Genomic DNA, 17,837 nt, shown 5'->3' with positions numbered 1-17,837 from the left:
AATCAGACACCCGCCGTTCCCGCACCTGTCACTCCCGCTGCAGGCACTCCCTGCTTAACGCTGATGGTCCAGTAAATAACCAGGCCGCAACCCATGCCGATGAACCAGGTGAAATTGGCCAGGCTGCTCAGAGAAGGTAGCAATACGCAAAGGATTGGAATCACCGCTGAAGGAATCAGCGCCATGATGGCTTTGGGGTTGTAGCCGTTGCGATACCAATAAGCGCCCTTCGGGTCCATTGTGTACAGGTCATCGACGATTACACGCTGTTTTTTCACCAGGTAGAAATCGGCAATCAGAATCCCGAACAACGGGCCGATGAAAGAACCCAGGATATCGAGCGTGTAATGAATCACTTGCGGGTTGTTGAACAAATTCCATGGCGTGATGAATATCGAGGCGATTGCAGCGATCATGCCACCCATGCGCCAGCTGATCCGCTTTGGCGCCACATTGGAAAAATCGAATGCCGGCGAAACAAAGTTGGCGACGATGTTGATACCTACCGTAGCAATCATGAAAGTCAGGCCGCCCAACACCACAGCAAAGGTGTTATCAATATGACTCACCATTTCGACCGGATCGGTGATCAATTTGCCATACAGCGGCAAGGTCGCAGCGATGCAGACTACGGTCAGCAATGAAAATCCGAGGAAATTGATCGGCAAGCCCCAGAAATTCCCCATCTTAACCGATTTGAAATCCTTGCCGTAACGCGAGAAATCGCCAAAATTGAGCATCGGTCCGGAGAAGTAAGACACCACCAGCGCGGTCGCATTAATCATGATCGGGATGGCAGCTGCCCCGCTGTATTTGATACCGCCCAGGTTCAGGTCGATATTGCTCCAGCCGGCTTTGCTGATTAACCAGATCGCCAGCAAGAACATCACCACATACACTGCCGGACCGGCCCAGTCGATGAATTTGCGGATCGCATCCATGCCGGTCCAGAATACGATAGCTTGCAACACCCACATCACCATGAAACCAAGCCATCCGAGGTAAGACAGGCCGACAAAACCGTATTGCTTGACGTCGGCATAGACTGCCATCTCGGGGAAAAACTTGAGCACGATCAGCAGGAATGCGCCGGATGCGAGATAGGTCTGGATGCCGTACCAGGCCACAGCAATCAGTCCACGGATAATGGCCGGGATATTCGCCCCCAACACGCCGAAAGTGGTGCGGCAGATGACCGGATAGGGAGCGCTTGTCACCTGGCTGGGCTTGGCCACAAGGTTGGCGAAGAATTGCACGATCACGATGCCGACCAGCAGCGCCGTCAGCACTTGCCAACTACTCAAGCCTAGTGCGAACAGGCTGCCGGCTGTCACATAACCGCCCACGCTGTGCACGTCTGACATCCAGAATGCAAAAATATTGTAGCTGCCCCAGGTTTGTTTTTTCAACGGCGCCAGGTCTTCATTGGTCAGCCTGTCATCATACGAAGGCTTGATAACTGCATTGTGCTTTTCCATCGTGACTCCTGATTAGTCTATGACGTGAACATGACAAACGATCAAAACAAATGGCGGATGCCAAGCGCGAGCGCGGTCTGGCTTTGATTGGCGAAACCGCCGCCGATCGCAGTGGAATCTGTGCCGACCAGTGATTCGGAAGCCCCGCCCGCATTGTTGAGATAGGCGATATTGGCGACCAGGCTGGTACGTTTCGACAAGCTGTAGATGCCCAGCAAGCGGTAGACCTTGCTGTCATTAGAGAGCGTCGTATTCTTGCGATAGATGACGTCAGCCGAACCGGTGAATGCAGGAGTGAATGCATAATCCAGGCCAGCCTCGACCGCATAGGCCTTCCTGGCTGTCATTGACGGGATCGACTGGAATGCGCCGGGACCGGAAATATCGCTGTGCGCGTAACCCAGCCGTGTTGTGAGCGCACCGAAGCCGTAGCTGCCGCCCAGTGTCGTCAACTTGTAGGTACTGTCAGCGCTGACACTGTTGACAACGCCGGCGCCCTGTTCGTGATCGTAGGTCGCAGCCAGCAGTAACGGCCCTTGCTGGTACCTGGCGGCCAGGTTGTATACCTGCCCGGTACGGATGCTACCGGCAGCTTCACCAAATCCAAGCATTGCGCCACCCTGGAAGCCATGCATTGCCGGCGACACGTACTTGACGGTGTTGTTGTAAATTTCACTGACGGCGTCGAATTCAGAAAATTTGAAAATCGAACCCGAGTTATAACCGCCTTTGAAGACGCTCCCTACCAGCCAGTCATCGTTGAAATTCCATTGTTTGCCAACGGTCAAGGTGCCGGCTGCACTTTCCAGCCCGACCAGCGAATTACGTGAAAACAGCTGCCCGCTGGCAGATTGCGCGCCGTTGCTCGGATTGAAGCCGGCCTGCAAGTTGAAAATAGCCTTCAAACCTCCGCCCAAGTCTTCCTTGCCGCTAAAGCCGACATTAGAGACGCCAAGAATGCTGTCCGCTTCGCCCACCTTGCTTTGTGCACCATTGCCGGCATTGCGTGCATAAGAAATCCCGGTATCTATCACGCCGGACACTGTTACGCTGGTCTGCGCAAAAACGCCTGCCGTCATGCTCAACAAACCAATTGCTGCTCCCAGCTTGCATAAAGGGTTCATCTCTATCCTTATCTGTATTTGTATGGTTGCCAATCCGCTACTGCCATCCGGCAGGCACGACCAGATTGATCGCTGCAAGATGTCAGCTCCCCCGTCGGCCAAAGGCCTGGAAAGTTTTCACAATCAAACTAAATATTGTGCACAATCGTGAATTGACAATAAGCTAGAACCGTGCCAAGAGATCCAATTACAATGCTTTGGAGGAATGGATCATAGGTAAACCAGACTATTTAGGAGTGCATGAACGCTCCATAAAATTGGCGATCCTGATACCGATACGACGCACAAATTGCGTGCGAAGGCAGCCATTTTTGTGCGCATGCCTCGTAATGGCGCATTTTTTTTCAGTATCAGACAAAGCGGAAGAAGTGCGATCTACGGCAAAAAATGACGGTCGTGCAGAGCTCGGACTTAAGATTTATACTGTAGCAACACCTCGAAAAAGATCCGGCGATTCATGTATAAATTGTGCACAATATCGAATTCAAATCATTCTGAAATACTGCCGAACCGACTGATGGAGGCCGTGGCATGAACGCCGTTTCCAGGATCCGGCAAGACGAATTGAGCAACGATGAAATCGATGCCCGCATCCACCTCTCCATCATCAACGCCATCCTCGACCATCAATTACCGCCCGGCACACGCCTGGTCGAAGCGCCGCTATGCGAAGCATTCGGCGTCACGCGCGGCACCTTAAGGCGGGTTTTCGTGAAATTGGCGCATGAGCGCGTGATCGATTTGCAGCCGAATCGCGGTGCCGTGATCGCCATGCATGACGTCAAGGAAGCGCGTGAAGTGTTCGAAGCGCGCGGCATCCTCGAAAGCGGCTCGGTAAAAAGCCTGGCCGCCAAGCGCAAGGTATTGCCGGAGCTGCGCGCGCTGGTAAAAAAAGAACATGCGCTGCGCGAACAGGGCAATTGGGGAGACTGGATCCGCCTCTCAGGCGAGTTCCATATCAAGCTTAGCGAAGCCAATCAAAACAATATCGTGAGCGGCTACCTGCGCACCTTGATTGCCCGCACTTCCCTGCTGATAGGTTTGTATGAAACGCCGAAGCGCAATAGCTGCTCAGCCGACGAACACACCGGGATACTGGATGCAATCGAGCAAGGCGACGCAGAACGCGCCGCCAGGTTGATGGAACACCATCTCGGCGAATATGCCTCCGAACTGTTGACCGAGACAGACCAGCCCAAGGAAGTCGATTTCGCCAAACTGTTCTCACCCGTGCGTGCGGGCTGATGTCTTGTCGTTTTTAGCGGCTGTGTTTAGCGATCACTTGCCGCTGTTGGCGTCATCGTCGAGGCTTCGCAAGAATTGCATTTTCTCGGCGATCTTGGATTCCACTCCGCGCGGTACCGGCTGATACCAGCCGGGATCGCCGATGCCATCAGGCAGATAGGTTTCGCCAGCCGCATAGGCATGTGGCTCACTATGCGCATAGCGATACTCGTGGCCGTAACCGAGTTCCTTCATCAGCTTGGTCGGCGCATTTCTCAGGTGCACCGGCACTTCTCTCGATTTGTCATTCCGGACAAACGCCATGGCTTGATTGAAGGCGTTGTAACCGGCATTGCTTTTGGCTGCCACGGCCAGATAAATCACCGCCTGGCCCAGCGCCAGCTCACCCTCCGGCGAGCCTAACCGTTCGTAGGTTGCCGCGGCGTCGGTCGCAATCTGCATCGCGCGCGGATCAGCCAACCCTATGTCTTCCCAGGCCATGCGGATAATCCGACGCGACAGGTATTTGGGATCGGCGCCGCCGTCCAGCATGCGGCACAACCAATACAACGCACCGTCAGGACTGGAGCCACGCACCGATTTGTGCAAGGCCGAGATCTGATCGTAAAAATTGTCGCCGCCCTTGTCGAAGCGGCGCGCATTCAAGGTCAGCGCATTTTGCAGGAATTCGGCGGTCACCTGCGTCACACCGGAAGCCTTGATCGCGCTGCCGCTCTGCTCCAGTAAATTGAGTAATCGACGCGCATCACCGTCGGCATAGCCGATCAGGGTATCGACTGCGGCATCGTCAAACTGCAGGTGCGACAATACCCGCTCCTGCGCGCGCGCCAGCAACTGCTTCAACTCATCCTCGCTCAGCGCCTGCAACACATACACTTGCGCCCGCGACAGCAAAGCTGAGTTGACTTCAAACGACGGATTTTCGGTGGTGGCGCCAATGAAGGTCACCAGGCCCGACTCTGCATACGGCAGCAAGGCATCTTGCTGCGATTTGTTGAAGCGATGAATTTCATCGACGAACAAGATTGTATGTTTGCCCTGCGCCAGGTATTGCTGCGCCTGCTCCATCGCCGCCCGGATATCCTTGACGCCTGAAAACACTGCCGACAACGGAATGAACTCGCAGTCGAAAGCGTTGGCGGTTAACCGCGCCAGTGTGGTTTTACCTACGCCCGGCGGCCCCCACAAAATCATGGAATGCGGCTTGCCCGATTCAAATGCCAGCCGCAGCGGCTTGCCTGCACCCAGCAAGTGGCTCTGCCCAATCACCTCGTCCAGGGTCGCCGGGCGCAGCGCTTCGGCCAGTGGTGGAGTGGGTTCTACTTTGAAGAGATCGGACATAAGGATGATTCGGTGAAAAATGTTCTTTGTTTGGAAAATGAAAAGCGGTAAAGCAAAAATATGTAACGATGAGCAGATGAGCATCGACGACATAGTGATCTGGGGTCAGTCAACTTTCGCAGGGTTTATCGCGAAACTTGACTCTGACCCCACATCACGGCTACGGAGAAAGGCCCTTCACTTAACGCCGGTTTGTTTCTTTAGGTTTTACGGCTTCTGCTTCGTGGTCCACTAAGCGGGGTCAGAGTGAAGTTTCGGCGGTAAAACATACCGAAAGTTCACTCTGACCCCGGTTAGTTCATGCTGCTCGTCGCATATGCCTAAAAAACTTCGGTATTGCCATTGGCGGCGGTCTTCGGCGCAAAAACGGCGATTATGAGAGAATCGCTGTCGATTTTGCCCAGAAACCACTCTCCGACCACACCATGCCTTTTGTCGTCACCGATTCCTGCATCCGTTGCAAATACACCGACTGTGTCGATGTCTGCCCTATGGACTGCTTTCGACAAGGGCCGAATTTCCTGGTGATCGTTCCGGACAACTGTATCGATTGCTCGATGTGCGTGCCGGAATGTCCGGTCGGCGCGATCTATAACGAAATCGACCTGCCCGACGAGCAACGCCATTTCATCGAAATCAACGCCCGCCTGGCTACTCATCCGGACTGGAAACCGATTACACGCTCACAAGCGCCGTTGCCCGACCATGAAACCTGGCGCGAAGTCGCCAATAAACTGGAATTCCTTAAGCTGGCGTAACGTGGGCACAAATGCGTACCCACCCTACCCAACTACATTATTGATTCAATACGTCCGCGCCCTTAGGCACGACGAACTTGAACTGCCCGGGAGACAGCGACGGATTCTTGACGAAGTTCTTAAACGTCAGTAACGATACCTGGCCAAATGAATCGCGCAATTCCATCGCCTGCGGCAAACCGTCCTTCAAGCCGATGCCAATATGATCGAAGGTAGTGTCCTTGGCTTTGGGCGTAGCCTCCAGCCATTCCATGCCATCCTTGGCCTGGCCTTCTTTCAACACGAAATTTTTCTCCAGGTCGTTACTGCCGAACAAAATCGCCGCCGGCGACGAACCTAACGCATTGCCCAGGCTCTTGGTGGTGACCTGGTTCAGATCCTTGTCGTAGATATACAGCTTGTCGCCGTCGGCTTGCAAGATCTGCTCGTACGGTTTCTGGTAAGTCCAGATGAACTTACCCGGCCGGGCGAAGATAAAAATCCCGCTGGAAGTACTGGTGACCTTCGGCGCCTTGCCGGCGTCGATTTTCACCAGTTGCTGCGAGAATTCACCCTTTGCCGATTGCGTGCTGCTGACGAAGGACTTGAATTGCTCCAGCGCACTGGCGTTGGCCAGCGACGGCAGCATGGCCATGGTCAACGACAGGCCGACAATCAAACGCCCTGATTTGAATCTCGCAAACATGTTGCTTCTCTTGCTGCCGATGATAGTGGCGGTAATTTTCTTTTGCATACTTTTGCTCCGTATTACTCCGTATTGCTATTACCAGCCGGCACCAGGATTTCCCGGTTGCCGTTGGATTGCATGGTTGAGACCAGCCCGCTTGTTTCCATTTGTTCCAGCAAGCGCGCCGCGCGGTTGTAGCCGATGCGCAGATGGCGCTGTACCAGCGAAATCGAGGCACGCCGGTTCTTCAGCACCACCGCCACCGCCTGGTCGTACAACTCGTCGCCTTCGGTGCCGCCGGCAGCTGCGCCGCCGATCGCGCCGTCGCCGCCATCTTCCAGCACGCCGCCTTCGAGTATCCCTTCGATGTAATTCGGCTCGCCTTGTTCCTTCAGGTAATCAACTACCCGATGCACTTCCTCATCCGAGACAAACGCGCCGTGCACACGGATCGGCAAGCCGGTGCCCGGCGGCATGTACAGCATGTCGCCCATGCCGAGCAGCGCTTCCGCCCCCATCTGGTCGAGAATCGTGCGCGAATCGATCTTGCTGCTGACCTGGAATGCGATCCGGGTCGGCACGTTGGCCTTGATCAGGCCGGTGATTACGTCTACAGATGGGCGCTGCGTCGCCAGAATCAAGTGGATGCCGGCGGCGCGCGCTTTTTGGGCGATGCGTGCGATCAGTTCTTCCACCTTCTTGCCGACTACCATCATCAGGTCGGCCAGCTCGTCGATAATGACCACGATAGTCGGCAATTTCTCCAACGGTTCCGGCGCATCAGGCGTCAGGCTGAACGGATTCGGGATTTTCTCTTCACGCTTGTCGGCTTCGGTGATCTTCTGGTTGTAACCGGTCAGGTTACGCACGCCCATTTTCGACATCAGCTTGTAGCGGCGCTCCATCTCGTTGACAGCCCAGTTCAGCGCATGGCCGGCCTGGCGCATGTCGGTTACCACCGGCGCCAGCAGGTGCGGAATGCCTTCGTAGATCGACAGTTCCAGCATTTTCGGATCGATCAGGATCAGGCGCACCTGGTTTGGATCTGATTTATAGAGCAAGGACAGGATGGTGGCGTTGATACCCACCGATTTACCCGAACCGGTAGTACCTGCCACCAGCAAGTGCGGCATCTTGGCCAGATCAGCCACCACCGGATGGCCGGCGATATCCTTGCCGAGCGCGATGGTGAGGCTGGAGACGCCGTCGTTATATACCTTGGAACCGAGAATCTCGGTCAGGCGCACGATTTGACGTTTAGGGTTAGGCAACTCCAGGCCCATGAACATCTTGCCTGGAATCACTTCAACCACGCGGATCGAGGTCAGCGACAGCGAACGCGCCAGGTCGCGCGCCAGGCCAACGATCTGGCTGCCCTTGACGCCGGTTGCCGGCTCGATTTCGTAGCGGGTAATCACAGGCCCCGGATAAGCGGCCACCACTTTGACCTGCACGCCGAAATCGGAGAGTTTTTTCTCAATCAGGCGGCTAGTGAATTCCAGCGTTTCGACGCTCACGGTCTGCTGCTGCGGCGGCGCTTCATCCAGCAGCGACAGCGGCGGCAGATTGGTGTCCGGCAGATCCGTGAACAAGGCGCTTTGCTTTTCTTTCTCGACCCGTTCCGATTTTGGCACCGCGACGATTTGCGGTTCTATCCTGATCGGCGGCGCTACAACGATCTTGGCGCGCTCCTGCACCACTACCTCTTCGCGCTTGACGGCAGCCACCTGCCCTACCTTGCGGTCTTCGCGGGCCACATAGAAATCCTTCAGCCACAGCACGCCATTTTCAATGCCGGCGCCGATTCGTTCAGCCACGGTCAGCCATGAGACATGGAAAAACAGGCTGATGCCCAATGCAATCAGCAAAAGCAAGAATAACGTGGAGCCGGTAAAGCCCAGCGCGGTTTGCGCACCGCTGCCGATCAACTGGCCCAGGACGCCGCCTGGCGCACGCGGCAGCTGCATGTGCAGCGTCGACATGCGGGTATATTCGATGCCCATGCTGCCGACCAGGATCAAGACGAAGCCGGCGCCGCGGATCAGGCCTTCCTGATGATGTTCCGGCTCGCCTTTTTTATCCACCAGGAAACGCTGCGAAATACGCTTGTAGCCTTGCCACAAGGTGCGCAACAGCAGCGCACACCACCACCATGCGGAAGCGCCGAACACGAACAACATCAGATCGGACAGCCAGGCGCCGATACGGCCGCCCCAGTTGTGCAGATGCGGCACCACATTGGCGTGCGACCAGCCGGGATCGGATTTCGAGTAAGTAGCGAAAATGATGATCAGATAGGCTGTGATGACTGCATAGGCGATCCAGCGCGCTTCATACAAAAGCCGGACCAGACGGCTCGGCAGCGGCTGCGCTTCCTGCGGTTTGGTGTTGCGGGTATAGGCTTGGCTTGTTCTAGTCATAAATCCGGTGAGTGTTGCTACGTTGTTGTATCTCGGTGCTTACTGAATGCTTACCTAATGGTCACTGATTGCTGCCTGGCATGCAATCGCAAGTTGAAATTATGCACCCAATACCTATATATATAACCAGTGTTTGATGTTTCCAATTGAAACATAGACAAAAGAGCAGGATCGGCGGGCATGGAATTTTGATGCACCGCACACGTGTAGACTATAATCTTACCGAGTTTTTGCACCCAATTTGATGATCTTGACAATATTTATCCGCTACCCGCGATAAATCCACTGTCATGATCAGTTACCTGATATCTGTTACCTGAGGGCACACATGACCACTACCAAACCCGCCAAACACGCCCATGTCCTGATTCTCGGCTCCGGACCTGCCGGTTACAGCGCCGCTGTCTACGCCGCCCGCGCCAACCTGAACCCGGTGCTGATTACCGGCGTCGAGCAAGGCGGGCAACTGATGACCACTACCGACGTCGAGAACTGGCCCGGCGATCCGCACGGCGTGCAAGGTCCGGAACTCATGCAGCGCCTGCTCAAACACGCAGAAGAATTCAAGACAGAAATCATTTTCGACCATATCCACACCACCAAGTTATCGGAAAAACCTTTTCGCCTGATCGGCGACTCCGGTGAATACACCTGCGACGCCCTGATCATCGCCACCGGCGCCTCGGCACAATACCTCGGCTTGCCGTCGGAAGAAGCCTTCATGGGCAAAGGCGTGTCCGCCTGCGCCACTTGCGACGGGTTCTTCTACCGCGGCCAGGAAGTCGCCGTGGTCGGCGGCGGCAATACCGCGGTCGAGGAAGCACTGTACCTGTCCAACATCGCCAGCAAGGTGACCCTGATCCATCGCCGCGACAAGTTCCGCGCCGAGCCGATCCTGGTCGACCGCCTCAATGCCAAAGTGGCCGAGGGCAAGATCGTCATCAAGTACAACCACACGCTGGAAGAAGTCACCGGCGACGCCAGTGGCGTCACCGGCATCAACATCAAGTCGACCGCCGACGGCAGCATCACGCCGATCACTCTGCACGGCGTCTTCATCGCCATCGGCCACAAGCCGAACACCGAGATTTTCGACGGCCAGCTGGTAATGCATAATGGCTATATCAAGACCAAGACCGGTCTCGAAGGCATGGCCACCGCCACCAGCGTGCCAGGCGTGTTTGCCGCCGGCGACGTCCAGGACCACATCTATCGCCAAGCCATCACCAGCGCCGGCACCGGCTGTATGGCGGCGCTGGATGCACAGCGGTTCCTCGAAGATTAAAGTTCACGGGTGGGCACGATGTGCCCACCCTACAAATTCTTAGAGTCACACATCATGGCCGGCCCGATCAAGGACTTCAACGCTCTCAAGTCGATGCGCAAGGAACTCAAAGCGCAGGACGAAGCACGTCAGGCCGCTGCCGCCGAGCGTCAGCGCCGCGAACAGGAAGCACTGCGCGACGCCGACATCTTTCGCAGCAGCATCGGCAACGTCAAACCATTAACCGTACCGCCCAAATTCACCCCCAGCGTGCCGCGCCCCTTACCGATCGCGCGCCAGCATCTGGCGGACGAACAAGCAGCGCTGCAAGAATCGCTGTCGGACGATTTCACCATCGAAACCCTGCTGCACAGCGACGAATCGCTCAGCTTTGCCCGCAACGGCATCGGTCCCGACGTCATGCGCAAACTGCGGCGCGGCCACTGGACCATCCAGCAACAGCTCGACCTGCACGGCTTGCGGCGCGAAGAAGCGCGCGAAGCCCTGGCCGAATTCCTGCGCCTGGCTGCCAAACGTGGCTGGCGCTGCGTCCGCATCATCCACGGCAAGGGACTCGGTTCGGTCAACAAGGAACCGGTGCTGAAATCCAAAGTCCGCAACTGGCTGGTACAGAAGGAAGAAGTACTGGCCTTCTGCCAGGCCACTGCCGCCGAAGGCGGTTCCGGCGCCTTGCTGGTGCTGCTCAAGGGCCAGCCCGCCTCGTAACAACCCTCTGCCCCTCTTGCCATCTTCCGCCCCCGCTAAAACAAACCCAACTGACCTGACCGCAGGTCTTTTTCCGGCGGCACATACGGCCGCCGGAAGCGGCTTGCATCCAGCGTCGCAAACGACCCGCGCTGCGCCATGCCGAACCGGATCAAGGCCTTTTCAAAACGCTGCCGCAACAGATCCGCCCACACACCCTCGCCGCGCATGCGGGTAGCAAAATCGGCATCGTAATCGGCGCCGCCACGCATCTCGCGAATGCGATTCATCACTCGATTGGCCCGCTCTGGAAAATGCGCATTGAGCCAATTCTGGAACAACGGATTCACCTCCCACGGCAAGCGCAACACGATGTAACTTGCGCGCACCGCACCGGCTTCGGCCGCCGCCTCTATCACCCGCTCCAGATCAGGCTCGGTAATAAACGGGATCATCGGCGCAACGCTGACGCTGACCGGGATACCCGCCTCGGCCAACGTGCGGATCGTGCGCAAACGCCGCGCCGGCGCTGCGGCGCGCGGCTCCAGGGTGCGAGCGATGGCTGGATCAAGCGTGGTGATGGTAACGGCCACCACCGCCTGCCGTTTAGCCGCCATGCTGGCCAGCAGGTCGATATCGCGCTCTATCAGGGATGACTTGGTAATCAAGGCGAGCGGATGTTCGCAATCGTGCAGCACTTGCAAGATGCGCCGGGTAAGTTTCAATTCACGCTCGCATGGCTGATAGGCGTCGGTGTTGATGCCCAGCGCAATCGACTCCGGGATATAGGAAGGTTTGGCCAGCTCCCTGAGTAACACTTCAGGCGCGTTGACCTTGGCAAAAATCCGGCTCTCGAAATCCAGTCCGGGCGACAAACCCAGGTAGCTATGGGACGGCCGGGCGAAGCAGTAAATGCACCCATGTTCACATCCCCGATATGGATTCAAGGACACATTGAATGGCAAATCCGGCGAAGCGTTACGACTCAGGATGCTCTTTGCCTGTTCCTCGGTGACAATAGTCCGCACCGCTGCCGGCTCAAGCTGGTCGTCCTCGGCGGCCCAGCCATCATCAAAATCCTCGCGCTGCGCGATTTCATAGCGACCTTGCATATTGTTGGTCGCGCCACGGCCCTTGCGCGCTACGCCTGGCGCCTGAAATTGGATTATCTGGGGAAAAGGTTTCTTTTGAAATTCTGACATCATACCGCCAATTACTGTATATATATACAGTATATTACTGCAAATTTTGCAGTTTGCAACGGTAAGCCAGCAACTCCTTTTTGGGTCTATGAAATAGGCAGTCGGATCGCTCGGATGTGCGAGGCGGGCTGTGTATAATGATAATCAAATTATCATTAATACTTATTCATCCCATGGAATCAAAAACTGCGCGACTTACAATCCTGATCGATCCGGTCAAGAAGAAAGCGTTCGATGAGCTATGTCTTGCGCAAGACTTGACGCCATCCCAGGTGATCCGCCAGATGATCCGCGAGTACCTTGAGAGGCATGACGTCGACTACGCGACGAAAGCCGTCATCAAGGCACCCAAGCCGGGCAAAAAATAACCTTGCTGTCGTCAGGCGAAACATCCGTTTTGCCGAATCAGTCTTTCCCGCCCAAAAAAAAGTCTTTGCTGGTTTTGATCAGATTTTCCGCATAGACGCTTATTTTTGCTGGTATGTGCCGAGCGTGAATATCGTTTTCCATCAACTCCCGGCTGCGGCTTAAGGCCAATGCAAAATCCTCGTGATAATTTGCGGTGCCGATCAACTCCAGCAGCCCGGCCCGCGCCAGCTTTGTTTTCACTTTGAGATTAGCCTCGCACAATATCATCCGGACCCCGCGCTTCTGCATGTTCAGCACCACTTCCTCCAAGGTTAGCAGCCCCGTCATATCCACGAACGGCACCCAGCGCAAACGCAGTATCAGTGTCCGAGGATCAGTGTGGGTATGAATCAGCGTCCGTTCAAAATTCTCGACGGCGCCGAAGAAAACCGGCCCTTCGATCGCGTAGACCAGCACGCCGGGTGGCAATGTTGTCCAGCCATGCTGAGCCAGTTCAGCTTTCAATTCAAGCTCGGAAAAATGCTGCACCTCGACCGCTGACGCCATCCTGCGCATGAACTGCATGATCGCCAGGATGACACCTATATTGACGGCTACTACCAAATCCGTCAGCACCGTCAACAAAAAGGTCACCAGCAAAATGATGACATCGGCACGTGGGGCGCGACGCATCATTTTGGCGAAATGCCGCCATTCGCTCATGTTGTAAGCAACCACGAACAGGATCGCAGCAAACGCCGCCAGCGGAACATTCGTCGCCAGCGGCGCCAGGAATACAATTACCAGGACCAGCATGATGGCGTGAATAATGCCGGCTAGCGGGCTGCTGCCGCCATTACGGATACTGGTTGCCGTCCGCGCTATGGCCCCGGTTGCGGCAAAGCCGCCGAACAGGGGCGTCACCATATTGGCCAAACCCTGGCCGATCAACTCCTGGTTCGAATCATGTTTGCTGCCGACCATGCCGTCGGCTACTACCGCTGACAACAGCGATTCGATCGCGCCCAGCATGGCGATCGTAAACGCCGGGCCTATCAATTCGACGATCTGCGACATGGTAATGGCCGGCATGGAGAGCGACGGCAAATGTTGCGGGATTTCGCCGAAAGCGCTGCCAATGGTGGCTACGCCGTTGAAATGAAAAATCGACTGCAACATGGTGGCTCCAACCAACGCCAGCAACGGTCCGGGGATGCGTTTCAGACGGCCAAGCCTGGAAGAACAAGTTGCCAGGCCCAAGCTGAGTAGCGCAATGGCAGTCGTTGCCGGGTGCAGTTGCAGGTGCAGTAAGGCCTCAATGAGATACCAGAGTTTTTCATGGAAATGCCCGGCAGGAATCGCAGGCAGACCGAAAAAATCCTTCCATTGCCCTACCCAGATGATCACGGCGATGCCCGTCGTAAAGCCGACGATTACTGGCGCCGGAATAAATTTGATAACGCTGCCCATTTTTGCGACCCCCATGAACAACAGCATCGCGCCGGCCATCAAGGTAGCTATCTGCAGGCCGGAGATTCCGTATTTGGCCGTAATGCCAGCCAGGATGACGATAAAGGCGCCGGTAGGCCCGGCGATCTGGGCTCGGCTCCCGCCAAACATCGAAACCACGAAACCGGCGACGATTGCCGTGTACAAACCTTGTTCGGGCCGGGCTCCTGAAGCGATCGCAAAAGCCATCGACAATGGCAGCGCCACCACACCGACGATCGCGCCTGCAATCACATTTGGCAACAGTTTGTCTCGCGCAAAGAGACCTGCCTTGCGAGCTTCCAGAATATTAATCACAGATCACCGTGAATCATGTTGAGTCGTAAATGAATGGGGCGTGAAACCGTTTCGTTATTCGGACCAGCGCCACGCAATCCGACGGCATTGCTGGACCAGGCATACATAAATTTGTGACAGCGCTCCGTTCGTGCCTGGATTACTTAGTTCTAATTTACACCATATGCGTATGCTATGATCATATGCAATCATATTATGATAATCAAATTATCATAAATTCGGCGCTTCAAATTCTGCAGATGCGAGTAGCGAGTAGTTAATGGACAAACAGGACATACTGGACGAGTTGGACAAACACAGCCAGACAATCAAATTTTTCAGGGAGCGTATCCCGGCATTTGCCTGCGTTCCGGGATGTCACGATTGCTGCGGCCCTGTGTTGGCGTCCACCCTTGAAATGGCGAGACTGCCGCGCAAGAGTGAACGACAGCAGGAAGCTGCGCTTGCCGCATTAAGCTGCCCGCATCTCGGAACCGATGGTTGCCAGGTATATGAGGAGCGTCCGCTGATTTGCCGGCTGTTCGGAACGACACCCCGCCTGGCCTGCCCGAACGGCAAGCGGCCCGCGACAATGGTCGCTCCCGCTATTGAAGAACGGGTCTACCGCTATTTCGAACAAACACGCCACGTACTGGTTTGATAACTCTGTTTTTACCCGATGACGTTGAAGATACAACCATGCTTTTAGAAAATATCCGCGAACTTTCAGCGTTTTCCAGCGACGGCAAACCTTTCATCTATAAAAACGCTCATTCTGTGTCCCTGCAGTTCGACAATACAGCGGTTCAGAGCGAGATGTACGTAACAGCGCCCGATGCACTTTTACTTGGTTACACGGTGACGATGATGGGTTTTCTGCTATTCAGGCAAAGCCCTGAGACGATCGCCATGATCGGGCTCGGCGGCGGCTCTCTCGTCAAATATTGTTATCGCAACCTGCCACAAGCGTCGATCGTAGTCGCCGAGAACAACCCTGAAATAATCGCATTAAAGGATCATTTCCATATTCCTGACGATGATAGCCGACTGCAGATTCGTTTCCAGGATGGGCGCGACCTGGTACGGCATGCTGATGGCGATTACGAGATCTTGCTGGTGGATGGATTCGACCACACAGGGCAACCGCCCCAGTTATGCAGCCAGGCCTTCTACGATGATTGTTATCAGGCGCTGGCGCCCGAGGGCATCATGGTCGTCAATTTGCTGGGCAGCAGAGTAGATATGACGCTCTACCTCGACCGCATTCAACGCAGCTTTGACGGTGCGGTGATTGCAGTCGACGCTTTGGAATCCAACAACATGATTGTATTCGCATGCAAAGGGCAACTACTGGACACGTCGGATCAGGCCATCATGAATAGACTGAAGGATCTGGAGCCCAGCCATGCGCTAATGCTTCGCATTACCGCACAAAACATATTGCGGCAGCGCAGAAATGATAAATTAATCGCAGCGCTACGCCTTTCCGCTGGACAGCTGCGTGCAGGATAAGGATTCGGATAACAAGAGATGCTGTTCCTTTATTTGCGCCTGCCAGGCGACAGGACTCTAGATGTGACGCCGCATGACTAATCCCGATCCCTTCGAATTGCTGCTCCATCAAAGTGGAGGAAAGCCCTTTGTTTTCGACAACGACGACATGCGCACACTGCATTTCGACGAAAAATATATACAAAGCGCAATGTCGATTTCTGCGCCTGACAAGCTGTTGCTGAGTTATACGCGAGCGATGATGGGTTTCCTGTTATTTCAGGCAGCGCCAAAACACATTGTGATGGTCGGGCTGGGCGGTGGATCGCTGGCCAAGTATTGCTATCGACATTTACCGTCAACCCGCATCACCGTGCTGGAGCTGAGCGCCGAAGTCATTGCGTTGCGCGACGAATTCATGATTCCAGCCGATGACCGGCGCCTGCAAATCATCCATGCAGACGCCGCAGCATACATGCAAGCCCGGCAGGAAAATATCGCTGATGTCATCATGCTGGATGGCTTTTCTGCCGATGGCGCAGCACCTGAATTAAGTACTAGCGATTTCTATGCTGCCTGCCTGCGCAGCCTCATTCCGCAGGGCGTCCTGGTATCCAATTTATGGGACCATCCAACTTCCCTGGCCCCCGCTATTGCCCAGGCGCCACTGGATACGGATTGGCGTATATGGTGGTGCAGGACCGATGACAGCCACAACTACGTCGCCTTTTTCGTCAAAGAAAATGATCCAGGCATATTTCGGCCGGCGGCGCTCAATCGTGCCCGGAAATTGGATCAGCGCTTCGACCTGCAGCTATCGGAACTGGTCCCGTCGTTCCAGTTCGCCAATCAAATTTAACGAAAAATATCAAAATTAATACCAAAAATACAATCTCATCTAATTAATTGAGTCCTGATGTATCTGACCTAAGCAAATTTGAAATCCTATCTTGATTTGGTTGCGTTTCGCAATTATATTGGTTGTGTTACGCAACCTTATTAGCAACCTTATTGAGGGCGGCATGGACTATTTCAATTTTCCAGTCAAACCCAAAGAACATACGATTCTGGAATTACGCGAATTCTCCCGGAAACTGGTGCGCGAACTCGGTTTCATGCGCCCGTCTTTAGCAGACAGTGATCTCGCCCCTTCGGCGGTGCATGCAATCATCGAAATCGGCCTTGTGCCTGGCATCCAGGCGCGGAACCTGGCTAGCGTGCTACGGCTGGACAAGTCGAATACCAGCAGGCAGGTGGCCAAACTTGAAACGCTCGGTCTTGTAAGTCGCGAGAGCGCAGACGATGACGGACGTTCTTTCAGGCTCCATCTGACGGAAACAGGTCAGAAACTGCGCGAGAAAATCGATCGTTTTGCAACCGACCAGGTATCCAACGCACTGCGACAGCTGACCTCCGCCGAACAGCAGACATTGATCAGATCCCTGGCTCTGTACACGGATGCGCTGACGCAGAACAACGCCGGCAAAGCGCAGCGGCCGGAGGGATCGGCAGACCAGCAGATCCTGCAAGGCTACCAGCCTGGATGCATAGGCGATATTGCAAGCCTGCATGCACGCTACTATTCGCGGGCATCCGGCTTCGGTGTTTTCTTCGAAAGGAGAGTAGCCACGGAACTGGCCGAATTCGCCCAGGCCCTGCCTGCCAAAAACAAGGCGCTCTGGCTCTATGTCGAAAACGGCAAGACATTAGGTTCGATCGCGATAGATGGCGACGAAACCACCGGTATAGCTCACCTGCGCTGGTTCATCGTTGACGATGCATTGCGCGGCTCCGGCGTCGGACGTCGCCTGCTCTCGCTGGCTATGGATTTTGTCGATGACCGGTTCGACGAGACATACCTGTGGACCTTCAAAGGCCTCGACGCCGCGCGCCACCTGTACGAATCGTCGGGCTTTAAACTGACAGACGAAGCGGAGGGATCGCAGTGGGGAACAACTGTTGTCGAACAACGTTTTAGCCGTTCCTCCGACAACGTACGCGGTTGATCT

17 protein-coding genes are annotated in these 17,837 nt (G+C 55.2%); 9 read left to right on the top strand and 8 right to left on the bottom strand.

Annotated features, from left to right (window positions below):
• Positions 1-2: 2 nt before the first annotated feature.
• On the bottom strand, positions 3-1,478 hold the full coding sequence (locus BM029_RS12325; protein ID WP_092436382.1) for an NCS1 family nucleobase:cation symporter-1: 1,476 nt from the start codon (positions 1,476-1,478) through the stop codon (positions 3-5).
• Positions 1,479-1,519: 41 nt separating this feature from the next.
• Entirely contained in the window at positions 1,520-2,602 is a 1,083-nt protein-coding gene (locus BM029_RS12320) for a porin (RefSeq protein WP_211482471.1), read from the bottom strand.
• A gap of 531 nt (positions 2,603-3,133) precedes the next feature.
• Here BM029_RS12320 and BM029_RS12315 point away from each other — a divergent pair.
• Complete coding sequence (locus BM029_RS12315; protein WP_092436380.1) at positions 3,134-3,847, top strand: GntR family transcriptional regulator; 714 nt, start codon at positions 3,134-3,136, stop codon at positions 3,845-3,847.
• A gap of 33 nt (positions 3,848-3,880) precedes the next feature.
• Here the strand turns inward: BM029_RS12315 and BM029_RS12310 are convergent, their stop codons facing one another.
• Positions 3,881-5,188: a replication-associated recombination protein A gene (locus BM029_RS12310; RefSeq protein WP_092436378.1), complete on the bottom strand. Its 1,308-nt coding sequence runs from the start codon at positions 5,186-5,188 to the stop codon at positions 3,881-3,883.
• Between the two features lie 320 nt (positions 5,189-5,508).
• Complete coding sequence (locus BM029_RS25905) at positions 5,509-5,697, bottom strand: hypothetical protein (protein WP_170851056.1); 189 nt, start codon at positions 5,695-5,697, stop codon at positions 5,509-5,511.
• On the opposite strand from BM029_RS25905, the gene fdxA reads away from it, so the two are divergent.
• Positions 5,614-5,946 (top strand): ferredoxin FdxA, encoded by a 333-nt coding sequence (gene fdxA / locus BM029_RS12300; RefSeq protein WP_092415025.1) that lies wholly within the window; start codon positions 5,614-5,616, stop codon positions 5,944-5,946. The genes BM029_RS25905 and fdxA overlap by 84 nt on opposite strands.
• 37 nt (positions 5,947-5,983) lie before the next feature.
• Here fdxA and lolA read toward each other — a convergent pair whose 3' ends face one another.
• Positions 5,984-6,679, bottom strand: coding sequence for an outer membrane lipoprotein chaperone LolA (gene lolA / locus BM029_RS12295; protein ID WP_092436374.1), 696 nt, complete (start codon positions 6,677-6,679; stop codon positions 5,984-5,986).
• Between the two features lie 14 nt (positions 6,680-6,693).
• Complete coding sequence (locus BM029_RS12290) at positions 6,694-9,033, bottom strand: DNA translocase FtsK (RefSeq protein ID WP_092436372.1); 2,340 nt, start codon at positions 9,031-9,033, stop codon at positions 6,694-6,696.
• Positions 9,034-9,361: 328 nt separating this feature from the next.
• Between BM029_RS12290 and trxB the strand changes: the two genes are divergently transcribed.
• Together trxB and BM029_RS12280 are read left to right on the top strand one after the other, a co-directional pair.
• Positions 9,362-10,318 carry a thioredoxin-disulfide reductase gene (gene trxB, locus BM029_RS12285; protein WP_092436370.1) on the top strand — a complete coding sequence of 319 codons (957 nt, stop codon included), beginning with the start codon at positions 9,362-9,364 and terminating at the stop codon, positions 10,316-10,318.
• 54 nt (positions 10,319-10,372) lie between these two features.
• Positions 10,373-11,023: a Smr/MutS family protein gene (locus BM029_RS12280; RefSeq protein WP_092436368.1), complete on the top strand. Its 651-nt coding sequence runs from the start codon at positions 10,373-10,375 to the stop codon at positions 11,021-11,023.
• 35 nt (positions 11,024-11,058) lie between these two features.
• Here the strand turns inward: BM029_RS12280 and BM029_RS12275 are convergent, their stop codons facing one another.
• Positions 11,059-12,204 carry a PA0069 family radical SAM protein gene (locus BM029_RS12275; RefSeq protein ID WP_092436366.1) on the bottom strand — a complete coding sequence of 382 codons (1,146 nt, stop codon included), beginning with the start codon at positions 12,202-12,204 and terminating at the stop codon, positions 11,059-11,061.
• A gap of 173 nt (positions 12,205-12,377) precedes the next feature.
• Between BM029_RS12275 and BM029_RS12270 the strand changes: the two genes are divergently transcribed.
• Positions 12,378-12,572, top strand: coding sequence for a ribbon-helix-helix protein, CopG family (locus BM029_RS12270; protein ID WP_092436461.1), 195 nt, complete (start codon positions 12,378-12,380; stop codon positions 12,570-12,572).
• Positions 12,573-12,609: 37 nt separating this feature from the next.
• On the opposite strand, the gene BM029_RS12265 is transcribed toward BM029_RS12270, so the two are convergent.
• Positions 12,610-14,358 carry a SulP family inorganic anion transporter gene (locus BM029_RS12265; protein WP_092436364.1) on the bottom strand — a complete coding sequence of 583 codons (1,749 nt, stop codon included), beginning with the start codon at positions 14,356-14,358 and terminating at the stop codon, positions 12,610-12,612.
• Between the two features lie 286 nt (positions 14,359-14,644).
• Between BM029_RS12265 and BM029_RS12260 the strand changes: the two genes are divergently transcribed.
• From BM029_RS12260 to BM029_RS12245, 4 genes are all read left to right on the top strand, one after another.
• Positions 14,645-14,998: a YkgJ family cysteine cluster protein gene (locus BM029_RS12260; RefSeq protein ID WP_371329115.1), complete on the top strand. Its 354-nt coding sequence runs from the start codon at positions 14,645-14,647 to the stop codon at positions 14,996-14,998.
• 38 nt (positions 14,999-15,036) lie between these two features.
• Positions 15,037-15,849, top strand: coding sequence for a fused MFS/spermidine synthase (locus tag BM029_RS12255; protein ID WP_092436360.1), 813 nt, complete (start codon positions 15,037-15,039; stop codon positions 15,847-15,849).
• Positions 15,850-15,922: 73 nt separating this feature from the next.
• Entirely contained in the window at positions 15,923-16,687 is a 765-nt protein-coding gene (locus BM029_RS12250; RefSeq protein ID WP_244545023.1) for a fused MFS/spermidine synthase, read from the top strand.
• A 163-nt stretch (positions 16,688-16,850) separates the two neighbouring features.
• Positions 16,851-17,834 carry a bifunctional helix-turn-helix transcriptional regulator/GNAT family N-acetyltransferase gene (locus BM029_RS12245; protein WP_092436457.1) on the top strand — a complete coding sequence of 328 codons (984 nt, stop codon included), beginning with the start codon at positions 16,851-16,853 and terminating at the stop codon, positions 17,832-17,834.
• Positions 17,835-17,837 lie beyond the last annotated feature (3 nt).

The sequence above is a fragment of the Collimonas sp. OK607 genome (assembly GCF_900111995.1).
GTDB lineage: Bacteria > Pseudomonadota > Gammaproteobacteria > Burkholderiales > Burkholderiaceae_D > Collimonas.
Note: the sequence above shows the minus strand (reverse complement) of the source record. Positions and strands in the feature narration are given on the sequence as shown.

Bases quoted from the DNA above. Each gene is read 5' to 3' on its own strand.
- BM029_RS12250 (WP_244545023.1), top strand. From the start codon at position 15,923: ATGACTAATCCCGATCCCTTCGAATTGCTGCTCCATCAAAGTGGAGGA.
- trxB (WP_092436370.1), top strand. From the start codon at position 9,362: ATGACCACTACCAAACCCGCCAAACACGCCCATGTCCTGATTCTCGGC.
- BM029_RS12255 (WP_092436360.1), top strand. From the start codon at position 15,037: ATGCTTTTAGAAAATATCCGCGAACTTTCAGCGTTTTCCAGCGACGGC.
- BM029_RS12325 (WP_092436382.1), bottom strand. From the start codon at position 1,478: ATGGAAAAGCACAATGCAGTTATCAAGCCTTCGTATGATGACAGGCTG.
- BM029_RS12290 (WP_092436372.1), bottom strand. From the start codon at position 9,033: ATGACTAGAACAAGCCAAGCCTATACCCGCAACACCAAACCGCAGGAA.
- BM029_RS12270 (WP_092436461.1), top strand. From the start codon at position 12,378: ATGGAATCAAAAACTGCGCGACTTACAATCCTGATCGATCCGGTCAAG.
- BM029_RS12310 (WP_092436378.1), bottom strand. From the start codon at position 5,188: ATGTCCGATCTCTTCAAAGTAGAACCCACTCCACCACTGGCCGAAGCG.
- BM029_RS12315 (WP_092436380.1), top strand. From the start codon at position 3,134: ATGAACGCCGTTTCCAGGATCCGGCAAGACGAATTGAGCAACGATGAA.
- BM029_RS12245 (WP_092436457.1), top strand. From the start codon at position 16,851: ATGGACTATTTCAATTTTCCAGTCAAACCCAAAGAACATACGATTCTG.
- BM029_RS12320 (WP_211482471.1), bottom strand. From the start codon at position 2,602: ATGAACCCTTTATGCAAGCTGGGAGCAGCAATTGGTTTGTTGAGCATG.
- BM029_RS12275 (WP_092436366.1), bottom strand. From the start codon at position 12,204: ATGTCAGAATTTCAAAAGAAACCTTTTCCCCAGATAATCCAATTTCAG.
- lolA (WP_092436374.1), bottom strand. From the start codon at position 6,679: ATGCAAAAGAAAATTACCGCCACTATCATCGGCAGCAAGAGAAGCAAC.
- BM029_RS12280 (WP_092436368.1), top strand. From the start codon at position 10,373: ATGGCCGGCCCGATCAAGGACTTCAACGCTCTCAAGTCGATGCGCAAG.
- fdxA (WP_092415025.1), top strand. From the start codon at position 5,614: ATGCCTTTTGTCGTCACCGATTCCTGCATCCGTTGCAAATACACCGAC.